The organism is Promicromonospora sp. NPDC110617, assembly GCF_055598465.1.
Window position 1 is genome coordinate 788,343 of record NZ_JBVKBM010000002.1, and the last position, 16,282, is coordinate 804,624.

General features: G+C 71.3%; 13 protein-coding genes. 9 read left to right on the forward strand and 4 right to left on the reverse strand.

Annotation, left to right across the window (positions count from 1 at the left end; all coding sequences use genetic code 11):
• Positions 1-231 precede the first annotated feature (231 nt).
• The 5 genes from ACZ7LE_RS14245 to ACZ7LE_RS14265 all read left to right on the forward strand — a co-directional run bounded on the left by ACZ7LE_RS14245 (position 232) and on the right by ACZ7LE_RS14265 (position 6,669).
• Positions 232-1,491 (forward strand): sugar ABC transporter substrate-binding protein, encoded by a 1,260-nt coding sequence (locus ACZ7LE_RS14245; RefSeq protein WP_470403907.1) that lies wholly within the window; start codon positions 232-234, stop codon positions 1,489-1,491.
• A 6-nt stretch (positions 1,492-1,497) separates the two neighbouring features.
• Positions 1,498-2,640 (forward strand): carbohydrate ABC transporter permease, encoded by a 1,143-nt coding sequence (locus tag ACZ7LE_RS14250; protein ID WP_470403908.1) that lies wholly within the window; start codon positions 1,498-1,500, stop codon positions 2,638-2,640.
• On the forward strand, positions 2,637-3,515 hold the full coding sequence (locus ACZ7LE_RS14255; protein ID WP_470403909.1) for a carbohydrate ABC transporter permease: 879 nt from the start codon (positions 2,637-2,639) through the stop codon (positions 3,513-3,515). Before ACZ7LE_RS14250 ends, ACZ7LE_RS14255 begins: the two co-directional genes overlap by 4 nt.
• Before the next feature lie 8 nt (positions 3,516-3,523).
• On the forward strand, positions 3,524-5,572 hold the full coding sequence (locus ACZ7LE_RS14260; RefSeq protein ID WP_470403910.1) for a glycogen debranching N-terminal domain-containing protein: 2,049 nt from the start codon (positions 3,524-3,526) through the stop codon (positions 5,570-5,572).
• Between the two features lie 62 nt (positions 5,573-5,634).
• On the forward strand, positions 5,635-6,669 hold the full coding sequence (locus tag ACZ7LE_RS14265) for a LacI family DNA-binding transcriptional regulator (RefSeq protein WP_470403911.1): 1,035 nt from the start codon (positions 5,635-5,637) through the stop codon (positions 6,667-6,669).
• 212 nt (positions 6,670-6,881) lie between these two features.
• Here ACZ7LE_RS14265 and ACZ7LE_RS14270 read toward each other — a convergent pair whose 3' ends face one another.
• From ACZ7LE_RS14270 to ACZ7LE_RS14285, 4 genes are all read right to left on the reverse strand, one after another.
• Entirely contained in the window at positions 6,882-9,422 is a 2,541-nt protein-coding gene (locus ACZ7LE_RS14270) for a glycoside hydrolase family 31 protein (protein ID WP_470403912.1), read from the reverse strand.
• A 42-nt stretch (positions 9,423-9,464) separates the two neighbouring features.
• Positions 9,465-10,286, reverse strand: a complete 822-nt coding sequence (locus ACZ7LE_RS14275) for a carbohydrate ABC transporter permease (RefSeq protein WP_470403913.1) — start codon at positions 10,284-10,286, stop codon at positions 9,465-9,467.
• A gap of 89 nt (positions 10,287-10,375) precedes the next feature.
• Positions 10,376-11,317: a carbohydrate ABC transporter permease gene (locus ACZ7LE_RS14280; RefSeq protein WP_470403914.1), complete on the reverse strand. Its 942-nt coding sequence runs from the start codon at positions 11,315-11,317 to the stop codon at positions 10,376-10,378.
• The gene (locus ACZ7LE_RS14285) at positions 11,314-12,606 is read right to left on the reverse strand and encodes an ABC transporter substrate-binding protein (RefSeq protein ID WP_470403915.1); all 1,293 of its coding nucleotides are present in this window, start codon (positions 12,604-12,606) and stop codon (positions 11,314-11,316) included. Before ACZ7LE_RS14285 ends, ACZ7LE_RS14280 begins: the two co-directional genes overlap by 4 nt.
• Before the next feature lie 140 nt (positions 12,607-12,746).
• Here ACZ7LE_RS14285 and ACZ7LE_RS14290 point away from each other — a divergent pair, with 140 nt between their 5' ends.
• From ACZ7LE_RS14290 to ACZ7LE_RS14305, 4 genes are all read left to right on the forward strand, one after another.
• A complete protein-coding gene (locus ACZ7LE_RS14290) occupies positions 12,747-13,466 on the forward strand; it encodes a TMEM175 family protein (protein WP_470403916.1) in 720 nt (239 codons plus the stop codon).
• Positions 13,467-13,476: 10 nt separating this feature from the next.
• The gene (locus tag ACZ7LE_RS14295; protein ID WP_470403917.1) at positions 13,477-14,079 is read left to right on the forward strand and encodes a VOC family protein; all 603 of its coding nucleotides are present in this window, start codon (positions 13,477-13,479) and stop codon (positions 14,077-14,079) included.
• Positions 14,080-14,470: 391 nt separating this feature from the next.
• Positions 14,471-15,529, forward strand: a complete 1,059-nt coding sequence (locus tag ACZ7LE_RS14300; protein ID WP_470403918.1) for a DUF4241 domain-containing protein — start codon at positions 14,471-14,473, stop codon at positions 15,527-15,529.
• 82 nt (positions 15,530-15,611) lie between these two features.
• Positions 15,612-16,235, forward strand: a complete 624-nt coding sequence (locus tag ACZ7LE_RS14305) for a hypothetical protein (protein ID WP_470403919.1) — start codon at positions 15,612-15,614, stop codon at positions 16,233-16,235.
• Positions 16,236-16,282 lie beyond the last annotated feature (47 nt).

A 16,282-nucleotide genomic window follows, 5' to 3' on the forward strand; every position in this document is an offset into this window, starting at 1 on the left:
CTGGTTCGCTCGTGAGAGGTCTGTTCGTGAGACCACCTGTCGTCGTGAGGCGGCGTGCCTCCGTGAATATCCGGAACGTGATGTCCGGAACGTCATCCTAGGTGCGCCGTCCGCGGGGTCGTCCACCTTGACACCGCACCCGAGCGCTCCATAACCTCCTGCACAGCATAATTTGATCGTTCAAACTCCGCACCACATCACCACCACGTGCCTCATCAAGGGAGAAGAGACATGACACGGCCCATCTCGCGGAAGCTCGTCGGAGCGGGCGCCCTGCTCGTCGCCGGCGCGCTGACGCTCACCGCCTGCGGCGGCTCCGGCTTCGAGGACACCGCCGCGGAGCCGACGGCGGGCGCCGCGGAGCTGACCAGCTCCGACGACGCGCTCTCGATCCTCATCGGCTCGTCCGGCGACGCCGAGACCGACGCGGTGACCGACGCCGTCGCGGCATGGTCGGAGGAGTCCGGCGTCGAGGCCGAGGTCCAGGTCGCCAGCGACCTGCCCCAGCAGCTCTCGCAGGGCTTCGCGGCCGGCTCGCCGCCGGACCTGTTCTACCTGGCGCCCGAGGCGATCGCCGGCTACGCCGACAACGGCTCGCTGCAGGCGTACGGCGACCTGCTGTCGAACAAGGACGACTTCTACCCGTCGCTCGTGGAGAACTTCACGGTCGACGACACGTTCTACTGCGCGCCCAAGGACTTCTCGACGCTCGGCCTGGTCATCAACACCCAGCTCTGGGCGGACGCCGGCCTGACCGACGCCGACCTCCCCACCACCTGGGACGAGCTGGCCACCGTGGCCGAGAAGCTGACCACCGACGACCAGGTGGGCCTCTCCTTCGGCGCCGAGTACCAGCGCGTGGGCACCTTCATGGCCCAGGCGGGCGGCGGCCTCGTGGTCGACGGCGAGCCGGTCGCCAACAGCGAGGGCAGCGTCGAGGGCCTGACCTACGTGCAGTCCCACCTGAAGGACGGCACGTTCGCGTACGCGGCCGACCTCGGCGCCGGCTGGGGCGGCGAGGCCCTCGGCAAGGGGCTGGCCGCCATGGTCATCGAGGGCAACTGGGTCACCGGTGCGCTGACGAACGACTTCCCCGACGTCGAGTACACCGTCGCCGAGCTGCCCGCCGGGCCCGCCGGCCAGGGCACGCTGCAGTTCACCAACTGCTGGGGCATGGCCGCCGACAGCCCCAACCAGGAGGCCGCGCTGAGCCTGGTGGAGCACCTGACGAGCACCGAGCAGCAGCTCGCGTTCTCGGAGGCGTTCGGCCCGATGCCGTCCATCGAGTCGGCCGCGGCCGACTGGACCAGCGCCAACCCGGACCTCACCGCGTTCCTCGACGGTGCCGCGTACGCACAGTTCCCGCCGAACTGGGCCGGCGCGACCGACGTCATCACCGACCTCAACGCGCAGCTCGAGTCGCTGGAGTCCGGTGACCCGCAGGCGATCCTCGACACGGCGCAGTCGAACCTCGAAGCGATCGCCGAGTAGGCACGGATGTCCGTTCTCGCGTCGCCGCGTGACGCCGCGCCCCGCCGTGCCGGGTCCCCTCGCGGGATCCGGCACGGCGAGGCCGTGGCCGGCTGGCTCTTCACCCTGCCCGTGCTCGTGATCCTGGGCGTGTTCCTGCTCGTCCCGGTCCTGATGGCGCTCTGGGTCAGCTTCTCGGACTGGTCCGGGCGCGGCAGCCCGCTGTCGTCCGGCGTCGGCTTCGTGGGGCTGGACAACTACGCGGCCGTCACCACGGGTGGCGGCCTCGCCGAGCGCGACTTCGGCGTCGCGCTGCGCAACAACGCCTGGTACGTGCTGCTGGTCGTACCGCTGCAGACCGCCCTGGCCCTGTTCCTGGCAGTCCTGGTCAACCGTGCGGTGCTGCGGGGCCGCGGCATCTTCCGCACCGCGTTCTACTTCCCGTCCGTGACCAGCTCGGTGGCGATCACGGTGCTGTGGCTGTTCCTCTTCTCGACGTCGGGCGTGGTCAACACGATCCTCGCCCGGGTCGGCATCGCCGGGCCCAACTGGTTCAACGAGCCGAGCGGCGTGCTGCACAACCTGCTGGGCGCGCTCGGCGTGCAGAGCGGGCCCGACGCGCTCACCCAGCACGGCTTTCTCGGCGTCACCTGGTGGGACTGGCTGGCCGGGCCCTCGGTGGCCATGTCGGCGTTCGTGCTCATGGCCATCTTCACGACGAGCGGCACGTTCATGCTGCTGTTCATCGCCGGCCTGCAGAACATCACCCCCGAGGTCGAGGAGGCCGCGATGGTCGACGGCGCGAACGCCTGGCAGCGGTTCTGGCGCATCACGCTCCCGCAGCTCAAGCCGACCCTCTTCACCGTGCTGACCCTGGGCCTGATCGGCTGCTGGCAGGTGTTCGACCAGATCTACACCGGCACGCAGGGCGGCCCCGGCAAGACGACGCTGACGCCCGCGTACCTCAGCTACCAGTCGGCGTTCCTGTCCCAGGAGTGGGGCCAGGGCGCGGCGATCGCGTTCATCCTGTTCGTCATCATCGTGCTGCTGACCATCCTGCAGCGCTGGGTCCTGCGCGAGAGCCCCGACGTGCCGCGGCGGTCCCGACGACGTCCCCGTCCGGCCGTGGCACCCTCCACCACCTCCTCGACGACGGAGGGCGCCCGATGAGCCGCACCCCGCCCCGTCCGCCGCTCCGCGCCCGGCACCGCATGCCGCGCAAGGCGCTCGCCTGGCAGCTCAGCCTCTACGCGCTGCTGGTCCTGCTGGCGCTGGTCTACGTCTACCCGTTCCTGGTCCAGCTCGCGACGTCGGTCAAGACCGAGGCGGACGCCGCGGCCGACCCGGTCTCGCTGGTCCCCGACCCGCTGACCTGGGCCGCCTACGGGCGCCTGTTCCTGCGCTCCGACTTCCCGGTGTGGTTCGCCAACTCCGCCGTCGTCACGATCCTCGTGACCGCGGGACGCGTGTTCTTCGACTCCCTGGCCGGCTACGCGCTGGCCCGCCTGAACTTCCGCGGTCGCGGCGTGGTCTACGCGGCGCTGGTCGCCGTCATGGCCGTGCCGACCGTCGTGCTGCTCATCCCCAAGTTCCTCGTGATCAACCAGCTCGGCATCTACGACTCGTACGCGGGCATGGTGCTGCCGCTGCTGGTGGACGCCGCGGGTGTCTTCATCATGAAGAACTTCTTCGAGTCCGTGCCGCGGTCGGTCGAGGAGCAGGCCCGCATCGACGGGGCCGGCACGTTCCGGATCTTCTGGTCCGTGGTGCTGCCCATGGCCCGGCCCGCCCTGGTGACCATCGTGATCCTGTCGTTCCAGGGCTCCTGGAACGAGCTGAGCCACTTCATCGTCGCCGCCCAGTCCCCCGAGCTGACGACCCTCACCAAGGGCGTCGCGTCGCTGGCGAGCGGACAGCTCAGCCAGGGCAGCCAGTACCCCATCAAGCTCGCCGCCGCGGCGATCATGACCATCCCCGTGGCGGTCGTGTTCTTCGTGTTCCAGCGACGCATCATGAACACCAGCGAAGGAGCCGTCAAGGAATGACGTCGAGCATGACGCCCCGTGCGACGCCCACCACCCCACCCCTGCAGCCGCTGCTCAGCGACGCCGTCATCGCCCTGCGCGCCCCGACCCAGGTCTGGTCCGGCCGGGACGGCGACCTGGGCGGCGCGCCGATCGACGGCGTCTACCACGGCGACGTCCGGCACGTACGCGAGCTGGTGCTGGAGTGCGCCGAGTCGGACGTCGAGTACATCTCGGTCGCCCCCGACAGCGCCTCGCACGTCGTGTTCGGCGGCCTCCTGCGCGGGTCGGACGACGCGACGCCCGACCCCAAGGTGCGCCTCGTGCGTGACCGGGTGGTGGCCGACGGCGCGCTCGCCGAGACGTGGACGGTCGCCTCGCACCTGACCGAGCCGACGCGTGTGACGCTGCGGCTGCGGCTGCGGGCCGACTTCGCGACCCTGCACGAGGTCAAGGCGGGGATCGCGGGGGCGGCGGGCTCGGACGGCGCAGCGGACGTCGGCGCGGCCGGCGACATGGCCGACGGCACGGCCGGCGACGCGCTCGCGGTCGCCGTCGCGCCTGGCTCGGCAACAGCACGATCCGGCAGCGCCTCGTTCACGCTCACCGCCCACGGCGCCACCGTGACCTCCGGCCGGGACGGCGCGATCGAGGCCGTCTGGCCGCTCGACGTCCCGGCCCGCGGCCAGGCGGAGGCGGCCTGGACGCTCGCCCTGCACGACGACGCCATGGTGGTCCGGGGCGCCGACGGCGCCTGGCCCGACGTCGCGGCGGGACCGACCCGGATCGCCGTCCCCGAGGGCGCCGACCCCCGCCTCGGCCGTTGGCTCGACACCGCCCTGGACGACCTCGACGCCCTGCGGCTGGCCCTGCCCGGACACCCGGACGACGAGTTCTTCGCCGCCGGAGCGCCCTGGTTCTTCACGCTGTTCGGCCGGGACGCGATCTGGGCCGCCCGGCTCGCGCTCCCGCTCGACGTGCGGATCGCGGCCTCCACGCTGCGCGTCCTGGCGCGGCTGCAGGGCACCGCCCACGACGTCGACACCGCGCAGGAGCCGGGCAAGATCCTGCACGAGCTGCGCGCGACGCCGCTCGAGATCCCCGGCGAGGGCGTCGTCCTGCCGCCGCTCTACTACGGCAGCGTCGACTCGACGCCGCTCTGGGTGTGCCTGCTCGCCGACGCCTGGCGCGCCGGCATGCCCGACGACGAGGTCGCCGCCCTGCTGCCCACGCTGCGCGGCGCGCTGACCTGGCTGCTGGAGCACGGCGACAGCGACGACGACGGGTTCATCGACTACATCGACCGGTCCGGGCGCGGCCTGGCCAACCAGGGCTGGAAGGACTCCGGCGACTCCATCCAGTGGCGCGACGGCAGCCTCGCCGACGGCCCGATCGCGCTCTGCGAGGTCCAGGGCTACGCGTACGAGGCGGCGCTCGCGGGAGCCGAGCTGCTGGAGGCGTTCGGGTCGGCGGGTGCCGCAGGGGCGTCCGACCCCGCACCGTCGGCTGACCTGAGCCCGGCCCGACTGCGTGCCTGGGCTGCTGACCTGCGGACCCGGTTCGCGGCGTCGTACTGGGTCGAGACGCCGGAGGGCCGGTACCCCGCGGTGGCGCTGGACCGGGACAAGCGTCCGGTCGACACGCTGACCAGCAACATCGGGCACCTGCTCGGCACCGGTATCCTCGACCCCGCCGAGGAGGAGCACGTCGCGGGCCTGCTGCTCGGGCCGACGATGTCGACGGGGTTCGGCATCCGCACGATGTCCAGCGGCGCGGCGGGGTACTGGCCGCTGTCGTACCACGGGGGCAGCGTCTGGACGCACGACACCGCCATCGCGGTGCACGGCATGCACCGCGCGGGCCTCGCCGACCAGGCGACGCAGGCCGTGGACGGGCTGCTCGCCGCGGCCGAGGGCTTCGCCTACCGCGTCCCGGAGCTGCACGGGGGCGACCCCGCGTCCCGCGCCGGCGTGCCGACGCCGTACCCGGCCGCCTGCCGCCCGCAGGCGTGGTCGGCGGCGGCGGCGATCACGTGCCTGGCGGTGTCGGGCGCGCGGGCGGACGCCGTCGCCGTCTGACCCGACGCCCCGGACCACGGGACCTTTCCCGTGGTCCGGGACGCCAAAGGTAATCTTTCGTCATGAACCGGGTGACCCTGCAGGACGTGGCGGATCACGCCGGGGTCTCGATGAAGACCGTGTCCAACGTGGTGCGCGGCTACCAGCACGTGAGCCCGCGGATGCGCGAGCGCGTGCAGGCCGCGATCGACGAGCTCGGCTACCGGCCCAACCGCACCGGCCGCAGCCTCGCGACGGGCCGGTCGAGCATGCTCGGGCTCGCCTTCCCGGACCTGCGGCGGCCGTACTTCGCGGAGCTCGCGCACGTCTTCGCCCGGGTCGCCGAGGCGCGCGGGTACCGGCTCCTGCTCGCGGAGACGGGCGCGACGGCGGACGGCGAACGGTCCGTGCTGCGCGACCCCGAGGCCGGGATCATGGACGGGATGGTGCTCCAGCCGCAGGTCCTGGCCGCCCGGGACCTGGACGACCAGCGGCACGGCCTGCCCATCGTGTTCCTCGGCGAGGACCCGCAGCCCGACGGCGCGGACCAGGTCGCGATCGACAACGTCGCCGCCGCCCGCGCCGCCGTCGAGCACCTGGTGCGCTCCGGACGACGCCGCATCGGGTTCCTCGGCCACGAGACCGACCGGATCTCGTGGACGTCCACGCTGCGGATCGAGGGCTACCGAGCCGCGCTCGCCGAGGCGGGCCTGCCCGACGACCCGACCCTGCTCGTGACCCGGCGGCAGGACGGCGACGCCCGCGACGCCGAGGACGCCCTCAGCGCCGCGCTGGACGCCGGCCTGGAGCTGGACGGCCTGCTGTGCCGCGACGACCTCGCGGCGATCGGCGCCCTGCGCGCCCTGCGCCGGCACGGCCTGGACGTCCCGGGCGACGTCGCCGTGATCGGCTGGGACGCGATCGAGCTGGGCGCGAGCACGGCGCCCAGCCTGACGTCGGTCGCGCCGGACACCCGGGCGCTCGCGGAGCGGGCCCTCGACCTGCTGCTGGAACGCCTGGAGGGCTACGCCGGCCCCGGCCGCCACGTCACGGTGGGCCACACGATCCGGTTCCGCGAGAGCGCCCCGGACTTCCCGGCCCCGAGCGAAACCCCCTAGCCCGGCGACCGCCCGATTGGTCGGCAGTTCTCGCCCAGGTTGGCGGTCTCTGCCCAGGTCGAGGTCGGCACTCTCCTGCGAGGTCGGCAGGTTGCATCGAGGTCGGCACAGGCCTGTGCCGACCTCGATGCAAAGTGCCGACGCCAGGGCAAACTGCCGACGTCGCGCGCGGCACTGCGCGGTGCGCTTGGCCGCACCACCGGGACGACGTGTCAGCGGGCCGCCGGGTCGACCGCCGCGAGCTGCTCCACCAGCGCCGCGCGCACCGAGTCCGGCAGGTCGACGGCGGACAGCTCCGCGAGCTTCTCGGCCACCGTCCGCGTGCTGCTCACGACGTCCCAGGCCTCGAGCTTCTCCGGGTTGCCCGACTGCGCGCTCTCCAGGATGACGCGCGCCGCCTCGGTCCGGTCCGAGCCGATGCGCAGCGGGCCGCCCTCGATCCGGACGACGATCTCCGCCGTCGGCGGCGCGGAGGCCGTGACGCTCCACCGGCCGTCGACGCCGTCCACCGGGACCGCGACGCCGTTCACCGTCACCGTGCCCGCGGGGATGCCGGCCAGGAACGTCACCGTCCACTCCCGGTGCGCAGGCACCGCCGTCGTGACACCGCGCACCGGCTCGATGCGGAACTCGCCGCGCTCGCGGTCCCAGCGCAGCGTGGTCGTCGCGGCGGGTCCGGCGGCGCCGGCCGACACCGACCCGTTCGCCGATCCCACGCCGTCCACGGACACGGCACCGTCCACGAGACCTGCGCCGGCCGGCGAACCGACCCCCGCGCCGGCCGGCGAACCAACAGCGCCGTCCATCGAACCGACAGCGCCGTCCATCGAACCGACAACACCGTCTTCCGCGTCCTCGACCAGGACGAACTCCCCCGACGCCCCCGGTGCCACGAGCACCTCCAGCGCCTCGGGGTTGCGGGTCGCGTCGAGGTCGGACCCGGCGTCGAGCGGCAGGATGCCGCCGGCCCGCAGCAGCGCAGGCACCGACCCCAGGGTCCGGTGCATCTCGACGGTGCGTCCGCCCTGGTAGACGGCGTCGGTGAAGATGTCGGTCCACAGCCCCTCGGGCAGCCAGACCCGCACGCTCCCTCGCAGTGACTCGGCATCGCGGGGCGACGTGATCGGCGCGACCACGAGCTCGCTGCCGAAGGCGTACTGGTTGGGCACGCGGTAGGCGTCGCCGCGCCGCGGCTCCAGGTGATACATCGGCCGCACGAGGGGCACCCCGGCGGCGGCGCGGTGGTTCATGGTGTGCAGGTAGGGCACCATGCGGTGCCGGAACCGCAGCGCGTCGTCCATCGCCGCGCGGTGCTCGGGCGGGAAGACCCACGGCTCCTTGCGGATGAACGGGTTGTTCGCGGAGTGCAGCCGCATGATCGGCGAGAACACGCCGAACTGCACCCACCGGGTGGCGAGCTCGTCGTCGCGCACGCCCCGGGTGTGCCCGCCGATGTCGTGGCTCCACCAGCCGTAGCCGATGTTGGCCGCCGTGGCGGTGAACTCCGGCTGGAACGCCAGGGACTCCCACGAGACCACGGCGTCGCCGGAGAAGCCGACCGCGTACCGGTGGCTGCCGGGTCCGGCGTAGCGGGAGAACGTCATGCCCGGCTTGCCGTCGCGGGCGGCGTCGAGGTGGTGGAAGTGGTTCAGGACCCACAGCGGGTCCACGCCCGCCATCCCCGAGGTGCGGCCCTGCTGCCAGTCGATCCACCAGAAGTCGACACCCTGCTGCTCCAGCGGGTGGTGCAGCTCCCGGAAGTACGCCTGGAGGAACGCCGGATCGGTCGGGTCGAACGGGATGGGCTGCTCGGTGTCCGGGTCCACGCCCAGGGCGCGGGCCATCGCGGGGTAGGCGTCCTCGAAGGCGCGGACGCCGTCGGCGGGGTGCAGGTTGAGCGTGGTGCGCAGGCCCCGCTCGTGCAGGGCGCCGAGGAAGGCCGCGGGGTCCGGGAAGAGCGTGGGCTCCCACGAGTAGCCGGTCCAGCTGCTGCCGAACCGCTCCGGCACGGAGCCCACGCGGTGCCAGTCCATGTCGATCACGGCGACGGAGAACGGGATCTTCTCGGCCGCGAACCGGTCCATGAGCGCCAGGTACGACGCGTCGCTGTAGGGGTGGTAGCGGCTCCACCAGTTGCCGAGCGCCCAGCGCGGCAGCCGCATCGGGTGCCCGGAGACCCGGTAGAGGTCGCGGACGGCGTCGCCGTAATCGCGGCCGAACGCGAACACGTACAGGTCCTGCCGGCCGGGCACACGCGAGCCCACCCAGCCGTCGTCCTCGAACAGGAACGACGTCGAGTCGTCGACCACGCCGATGCCGTCGCGCGACACGACGCCGGGCTCCAGGTCGGCGCGGCCGTCGACGTCGTCCAGCGTGCGCGCCGTGCCGCCCAGGTCCCACGTGGGCTCGCCGTACCGCCAGCGCCCCGAGTCGCGCCCGAGGATCTCGACCACGAGACCGCTCGCCGAGAACTCCCCGCCGTCGTACCGCAGCCGGGCGCGCGCCGTGGTGAGCACCACGCCCTCGCCGACGCGCTCGACGGCGAAGTCGGCGGGCGGCAGGTCACGCCGGATCGCGAACGTGGAGGCGCGGTCCTCGAACCCGCCGTCCGCCGAGCGCTCGACCCGGAAGACGCCGTCGCTCAGCACGGTGATGCGCCAGCCGGCGCCCTGCACCTGCTGCTCGCTGCGCGCGCGGGGCGCCGCCTCCGGCAGGGGCCGGACGACGGACAGGCTGTCGACGATCTCTGACATGGAACTCCTCGGTGCTTGCGATGCTCGCTCGGACGGTACGGCTCAGTGCTTGACGGCACCCTGCGTCACGCCGCTGATCACCCAGCGCTGCGCGAACAGGTACACGACGATCGTCGGCGCCATCGCCATGAGGTATGACGCGAAGGCGACGTTGTAGTTGGTGCCGAACTGGCTCTGGAAGATGTTCTGCACCACGGGCAGGGTCTGCAACGTGGGGTCGGACATGATGAGCGACGGCATCATGAAGTCGTTCCAGGACGCCAGGAACGCGAAGATACCGACCGTCGCGTTCATTGGCCCGAGGAGCGGCAGGATGATCCGCCAGAAGATCTGCCACGTGTTCGCACCGTCGATCCGCGCGCTCTCCTCCAGCTCGATCGGGAGGGAGCGCAGGTAGGCGGTGTAGAGCAGCACGCTGAACGAGAGCTGGAACATCGCGTGCAAGATGCCTACGCCCAGCGGGTTGTCCAGGCCGGTCAGCGCCGTGAGCTGGATCTGCGGCAGCGCGACGACGGGGAACGGCAGGAACAGCGCCGCGAGGAGGTAGATCATCGACCACCGGAAGAACCGGTGCGACCAGTTCCGGGCGATGGCGTAGGCCGCGAGCGAGCTGAGGAACAGCGTCAGCAGCACGGCGATCGCCGCCACGGCCAGCGAGATGCCGAACGAGACCGGGAACCGCGTGAGCGACCAGGCCTCGGCGAAGCTCGCCGGGTTGAACGGGGCCGGCAGCGAGAACGCGTTGCCGTCGGCGGACTGCTCGCTCGTCTTGAACGCCATCGACAGCGTCACGTACAGCGGCACGAACACCGTGAGCGTGGCGAGGCCGAGCAGGATCGTGAGCGGCCAGTTGGTGCGGTGCACGCGGCCGACGTGGGCCGGGCGCGCGGGTCGGGCGGACGGGCGCTGGCCGGACGGGCCCGGGCCGGCTGTGCGAGAAGCTTCGACGGTGGTCACAGCTGGACCGCCCTTCCTCGGGTGGCGACGATCTGGGCGACGGAGATGAGCGCGGTGACGATCAGGAACACCGTGGCGTTGGCCATCTGGTAGGCGTAGTCGCCGCCGGTGAAGCCGCCGAAGATCGTCATGGCGACACTGCTGGTGGCCGTTCCTGGCCCGCCCCCGGTCAGGCCGACGATGACGTCGTACACGCCGAGGTAGCCCTTCACGCCGAGGATCGTGTTGATCAGGATGAAGCCCGCGATGAGCGGCACGGTGATGGACCGGAACTGCCGCCAGGGCGTGGCGCCGTCCAGCGCGCTCGCCTCGTACAGGTCGCTCGGGATCGACGTCAGCCCGGCGGTGTAGACGAGCAGCGCGCCGGGGATCGTCTGCCACGCGGACACGATCACGATCGACAGCCAGGCCAGGTCCGGGTTGCCGAGGATGCTCTCCTCCAGCGGTCCGAACCCCACCGCCGTCGCGATCGCGGGCAGCGAGTTGGAGAACAGGAAGTTGAACACGTAGGCCACGACGATCCCGGAGACCACCATCGGGATGACGAACACCGTGCGCAGCGTGGTCGTGAACCGGATGCGCCGGGTCAGCGCCACGGCCAGCGCCAGCGCGATCGTCTGCGCGACGACGACGGTCACCAGCGCGAACCCGAGCGTGAACCCGTACGACTCCAGGATGCGCGGGTCGCTGAACAGCGCGGCGTAGTTGCGCAGACCCAGGAACGACCAGTCGCCGAAGCCGACGTAGTCGGTGAGGCTGTAGAAGATGCCGATCAGGGCGGGGATGATCACGAACGCCGTGAAGATCAGCAGCGTCGGGACCAGGAACACGTAGTACAGCGGCTCCACGCGCCGTCCGCTCGTGCGACGGGCCGTGCGCCGGGCCGTCGTCGTGCCCGGGGACGTCGTCTCGCCCTGGTACATCGTTGTGTCAGTCATACCGTGGCCTCCCGTCCGGCGAGCCGGCGCCAGTCGGCGTCGAGCTGACGGAGCATGCCCTCGAAGTTGCCGCTGCGGATCGCGGACTGCAGGTAGTTGCCGAGCGGGATCGACGTCGGCACGAACGTCCCGGCCCCCTGGTAGAAGGCGGCACGGTCCACGTAGTCCTGGAGCCCGGCCAGCCGCTCGTCCTGCTGCGGCGGGGCGTCCTTGAGCGTCGAGTACGCGAGGTTGTCGGCGTTGTAGGCGTTGAGGATGTCGGGCCGCATGAGGAACTCGACCAGCTCGCGGGCCTCGTCCTGGTGGGCCGACGCCGTCGGGATCCACAGGCCCAGGTCGATGTTGACCCGCGCCTGCCGGTCCTCGGGGTTCTCGGAGACGGGCAGCGCGAAGGTGCCGATCTCCAGGTCCGGGTCGACCAGCGCGATCTGGCTGAGCGCCCACGGACCCTGGAGGTACATGGCGGCCTCGCCCTTGCCGAACGCGAGGTTGCCGTCGGCGTAGGCCCGCACCGCGTGGTCCTTGTTGAAGTACGACGAGATGGTCTTGGCGCGCTCCATCGGCACGGCGAAGTCCTTCTCGAAGGAGACCTCCGAGTCCGGCCCGACGTCGGTGCCCAGCTCTTTCAGGCGGCGGAAGAACTCGCCCGGCGCCACGAGGCTGCCCACGGAGTAGTCGAAGAGGCCCTGCCAGAGCGTCCAGGTGTCCCGGTCGGTCGCGTAGACCGGCGTGATCCCGGCGCGGGTCAGCTCGTCGCAGACGTCCACGAACTGCGACCACGTCTCCGGGACGGGCAGCTCGTGCTCCGCGAAGATCTTCTTGTTGTAGATGACGCCGGCCGCGGCGAGCGAGTACGGCAGCACGCTGGTGCGGCCGGGGTAGGTGGCGTACTGGTCGGTGAGCTCGCCGATGTCCGTGCGGACCGCCTGCGCCGACGGCAGATCGGAGAGGTCCCCGAGCACGCCGCGCTTGATGTAGCGGGCCAGCTCCAGGTTGTCGTTGAAGCAGCCGACGTCGGCGGGCTCGTTGCGCACGAACTGCGGGGCGATGGCGACGGTGCTGTCGTGCACCACGGTGATGCCCGGCCGCTCCTTCTCGAACCGCCGCAGCAGCTCGTCGAAGTAGGCGATGACCTCCTGCTTCTGCTCGTAGAAGCGCAGGGTGGTACCCCCGCCGGACCCCGCCGAGGCCGACGCGCACCCCGCCACGCCGAGCGCGACCAGTGCGGCCGAGCCGGTGAGAAAGGACCGTCGGCTCAGCGATGAGGAACGACCTGAACCTGGACTCACGCTGCATCTCCCATGCTCGAACTCCGTTGCTCGCTGCGACCGTCGGAATTTACAGCGCTGTAAATGATCCGTCAAACATCCGGCGGTGCGGAGTGGCAGGATCACCGACGAACGGTCCAGGACGGTCCAGGGAGGCCCGGATGGAAACTCGGACGGATACCGCACCACCGCACGTGCGCACCAGCGAGCGCCTCATCGCGTTCCTCGACGCCGCGATCGCGATCGCGCTGACCCTGCTGATCCTGCCGCTCATGGAGAGCGTGTCCGAGGCGGTCGACGAGCAGCAGACGCTCGGCGACTACGCCGCGGAGCACAGCTGGCAGCTGCTGGCCTTCGCGCTCAGCTTCGTGATCATCGCGATGTTCTGGCGCATGCACCACGGGATCCAGGCGCCGGACACTCCCCTGACCCAGCCGCACCTGACGCTGCAGCTCGCGTGGCTGTTCACCATCACGGTGATGCCCGTGGTCACGGCGCTGACGGGCGGCCTGGACACGGACCGGGCGCTGGTGGCCTCGTACATCGGCAACCTGGCGGTGAGCGCGTGGCTGCTGTTCGTGATCGCCCTCGTCGAGCGCCGCGACCGGACGGCGGCGGGGCTGCCCGTGGAGGCGGCGCTCCCGGCGACGCCGCTGGCCGTCGCGCTGCTGTTCACTCTGACCCTGGTGCTGGCGCTGATCGTGCCGTCGTACACATGGCTGTTCCTCATGGCGCTGTCGGGTCTGGTCCGCGCCGGGCTGGTGCGGTTCGGGGTCGTGGGGCGGGTGCGGCCGACCGGCAAGGGGGCCGATGACGGGGCCGGCGCCGCCGCCGAGCACTCGTCAGGAATCGAGAAGCGCACCCCGCCGTCCGCTCCCTAACGTGGTGGGCATGGCAAACATCGACTCCGTCACCCTCGAGGTGGCCGACCCCAGCACCGCCCGTTCCTTCTACGACGCCGCCTTCGGCCTGGGCGAGGACCGCCTCGACCTGCGCGCCGGCGAGACGCCCAGCACCGGCTTCCGCGGCTTCCACATCTCGCTGGTCTCCGACCAGCCCGGCGACGTCCACGCCCTGTTCGACGCCGCCGTCGACGCCGGAGCCACCGTGCTCAAGCCCATGGCCAAGTCCATGTGGGGCCACGGCGGCGTGGTCCAGGCGCCCGACGGCACGATCTGGAAGGTGGCGACGTCCGCCAAGAAGGACACGCGACCGGCCGAGCGGCGGTTCGACGAGATCGTGCTCCTGATCGGCGCCGAGGACGTCTCGGCGAGCAAGAAGTTCTACGTGGGCCACGGCCTGACGGTCGGCAAGAGCTTCGGCTCGTACGTCGACTTCAAGATGGGCTCCAGCCCCATCGGCTTCGGCCTCTACAAGCGCGCCGCCCTGGCCAAGGACGCCGGGGTACCGCCGGAGGGCACGGGCTCGCACCGGCTCACGGTGGGCGGCGACCTCGGGGAGGTCACGGACCCGGACGGGTTCGCGTGGGCGTGAGCCCGGACGACACCGTCGTGTGTCGCCGGTGACTGCCCGAGATGTACAGTTCCGGCTCGTGGATGGGAACGGTCGGCCGCGGCCGGCGACAATCGTGCTGCTGTGCTCGCTCGTCATCGGCACTTTCGTGCTGGCGGCCGTCCTTCCAGCCGAAACTCACGCGGGCCGGACGTGGTTCCGCCGGAACGATGCCGTAGTCCCTAGTGCGGACCCTCTGCCGTCAGCCTTCCTCGACTGGCCCGACGCTCCCGACGGCGACCCGTGCGCAGCCGAGCGGGATCCGGCACCCGCCGGGCTGACCGCGGCCTACGCCCTGGGCTGGGATGACGGGCTGGTCGGCCCGCTGAGTCCCGAGCAGGCGAGCCACCGCGACGAGGCTGGGCTCCCATACGTGGCGGTGCTGCACGCCGACGGGGATCCGCGCGCGGTGGTCCGCGTGGCCTGGCAGGAGCGTCGCGCAGAGGTCGACCTGCTCGACGACGCCGGCGAGCCGACGTCCAGGGACGAGTTCAGGGTCGACGACGACGGGTCGCTCTTCCTGCTGCACCACACCGACGGTGAGCCGATCACGGTCGCGCCCTCCAAGGAGCACGTGGTGCGGACGGTGGCCTACGGGCGGGACGGCCATGCACTCTGCGGTCTGGATGACGGCGGCCTCTTCCAGACATCGGCCGAGATCGACCGTTCGCGTGCCGATCGTCCCGCCTTCGGTGCCTGGCAGGAAGTCCTCGCAATCGCAGGCATCGAGGGCGCCGACCTGTCCGGCACGGCAGGACCGCCGCCGCTCCCGATCAACGACGACGGCGACCGGTGGGCACCGGGTCACCCGCTGCGTCCGGGTGACCTCGCGGCGATGTTCACTCCGGGTGCGCGCGCCCGCGAGTCGGGTGATCCCGTGGAGATCGAGGTGGTCGACGCCGGCGAGGTCCGGCTCCCGTCGGGCCGGCTCCTGGCCACCGACCCCGGGTACCTGACACGGAAGCTCCTGCCCGAGGAAGGACCGCTCGCGGTTCGGGTCGCGCCGGGCTCCTACCCGGTGGAGCTGAGCATTGCGCAGAACCTGGCGAACGACTGGGGCACGGTAGCCGGCGCGCGAGTCGTCGTGTCCGACGAGCCCGTGGTGTCCTGGGAGCTCGGTCTGCGCGAGGGCGAGATCGAGGCCGATCTCAACGACGAGGAGTTCTTCGGGTTCGGCGTCGACACAGGGACTGCGTCGTTCACCGACGTCGAGGCGATCCCCGCCGTCGCGGACCCCGCACAAGAGGTTTCGGCCAGGCTGGACGGCTGGTACGGAACCGTCGACAAGGGCGACCTGGTGATGTGGCACGCCGGCTACGGCGACGGGTCGTACCCCGTGTGGGTGGGACGTGACGGTGACGGCGCGGTCGCAGCCTTCGTCGCCGACATGCTCATCCTCGACGGACCGGACGGATCGACCGCAGGACCCTGACCGGCTGGCGGGCCGTCTCGACTGACCCGCCGTAGGCCTTGGGGTCGATCTTGAGCCAGGACGGCTCAGCTAGAGTCCGCGCATGGTCCGCTATGAGCAGTTGTGGAACCGGACGAGGACAGACGAGCACATCGCCTGGGCGGCCCCGCTGCTCGACCTGCTCTACGTTGAACCGCGAACGAAAGACCTCTCACCGGGATGCAGCATGGGCGTTCTCCGCTTCTGGTCCCATGACCGCCGCGGAACACGCGAAGTGGTTCTGATCCGGCGCGAGTACTCCGCAGGCGAACCTACGGGCCGCGCTCAGGTTCTCGTCCCGACCCCGGACGAACTGTATGACCCGTGGGGGCCGTGGGGTTCCTGGCGCACCGCCGAGACCGACGACGAGGCGCTCGCGATCATCTGCGACGAGCTCGACAATCTGCCGCACAAAACTGTTGAACCTGTGGTGTGGACACTGCGGGACAACGACGGTGTTGTCGCACGGCTGATCGCGACAGAGCCGGACTACCCCGGTCTAGCTGGTCGGATGGATCCGACGCACCTGTCCACCCGATGGAACGAACACCTGGCTGAAAAGCGACGGATCGAGTCCGTTTCCGGGCTCACGATGCACGACCACACCGGTGCCAGTGTGCCCGCCTACCGGATCACCGTCTTCGACGACGGCGAAGTCAGCTGGCGCTGGGACCTGGCGGAGAGCTGACGAGACCACGTCCGGTGTGGGCTCATTGACGTCCACGACCGCCCGAT

Coding starts and splice junctions, on each gene's coding strand:
- ACZ7LE_RS14245 (WP_470403907.1), top strand. CDS start 232: ATGACACGGCCCATCTCGCGGAAGCTCGTCGGAGCGGGCGCCCTGCTC.
- ACZ7LE_RS14250 (WP_470403908.1), top strand. CDS start 1,498: ATGTCCGTTCTCGCGTCGCCGCGTGACGCCGCGCCCCGCCGTGCCGGG.
- ACZ7LE_RS14255 (WP_470403909.1), top strand. CDS start 2,637: ATGAGCCGCACCCCGCCCCGTCCGCCGCTCCGCGCCCGGCACCGCATG.
- ACZ7LE_RS14260 (WP_470403910.1), top strand. CDS start 3,524: ATGACGCCCCGTGCGACGCCCACCACCCCACCCCTGCAGCCGCTGCTC.
- ACZ7LE_RS14265 (WP_470403911.1), top strand. CDS start 5,635: ATGAACCGGGTGACCCTGCAGGACGTGGCGGATCACGCCGGGGTCTCG.
- ACZ7LE_RS14270 (WP_470403912.1), bottom strand. CDS start 9,422: ATGTCAGAGATCGTCGACAGCCTGTCCGTCGTCCGGCCCCTGCCGGAG.
- ACZ7LE_RS14280 (WP_470403914.1), bottom strand. CDS start 11,317: ATGACTGACACAACGATGTACCAGGGCGAGACGACGTCCCCGGGCACG.
- ACZ7LE_RS14290 (WP_470403916.1), top strand. CDS start 12,747: ATGGAAACTCGGACGGATACCGCACCACCGCACGTGCGCACCAGCGAG.
- ACZ7LE_RS14295 (WP_470403917.1), top strand. CDS start 13,477: ATGGCAAACATCGACTCCGTCACCCTCGAGGTGGCCGACCCCAGCACC.
- ACZ7LE_RS14305 (WP_470403919.1), top strand. CDS start 15,612: ATGGTCCGCTATGAGCAGTTGTGGAACCGGACGAGGACAGACGAGCAC.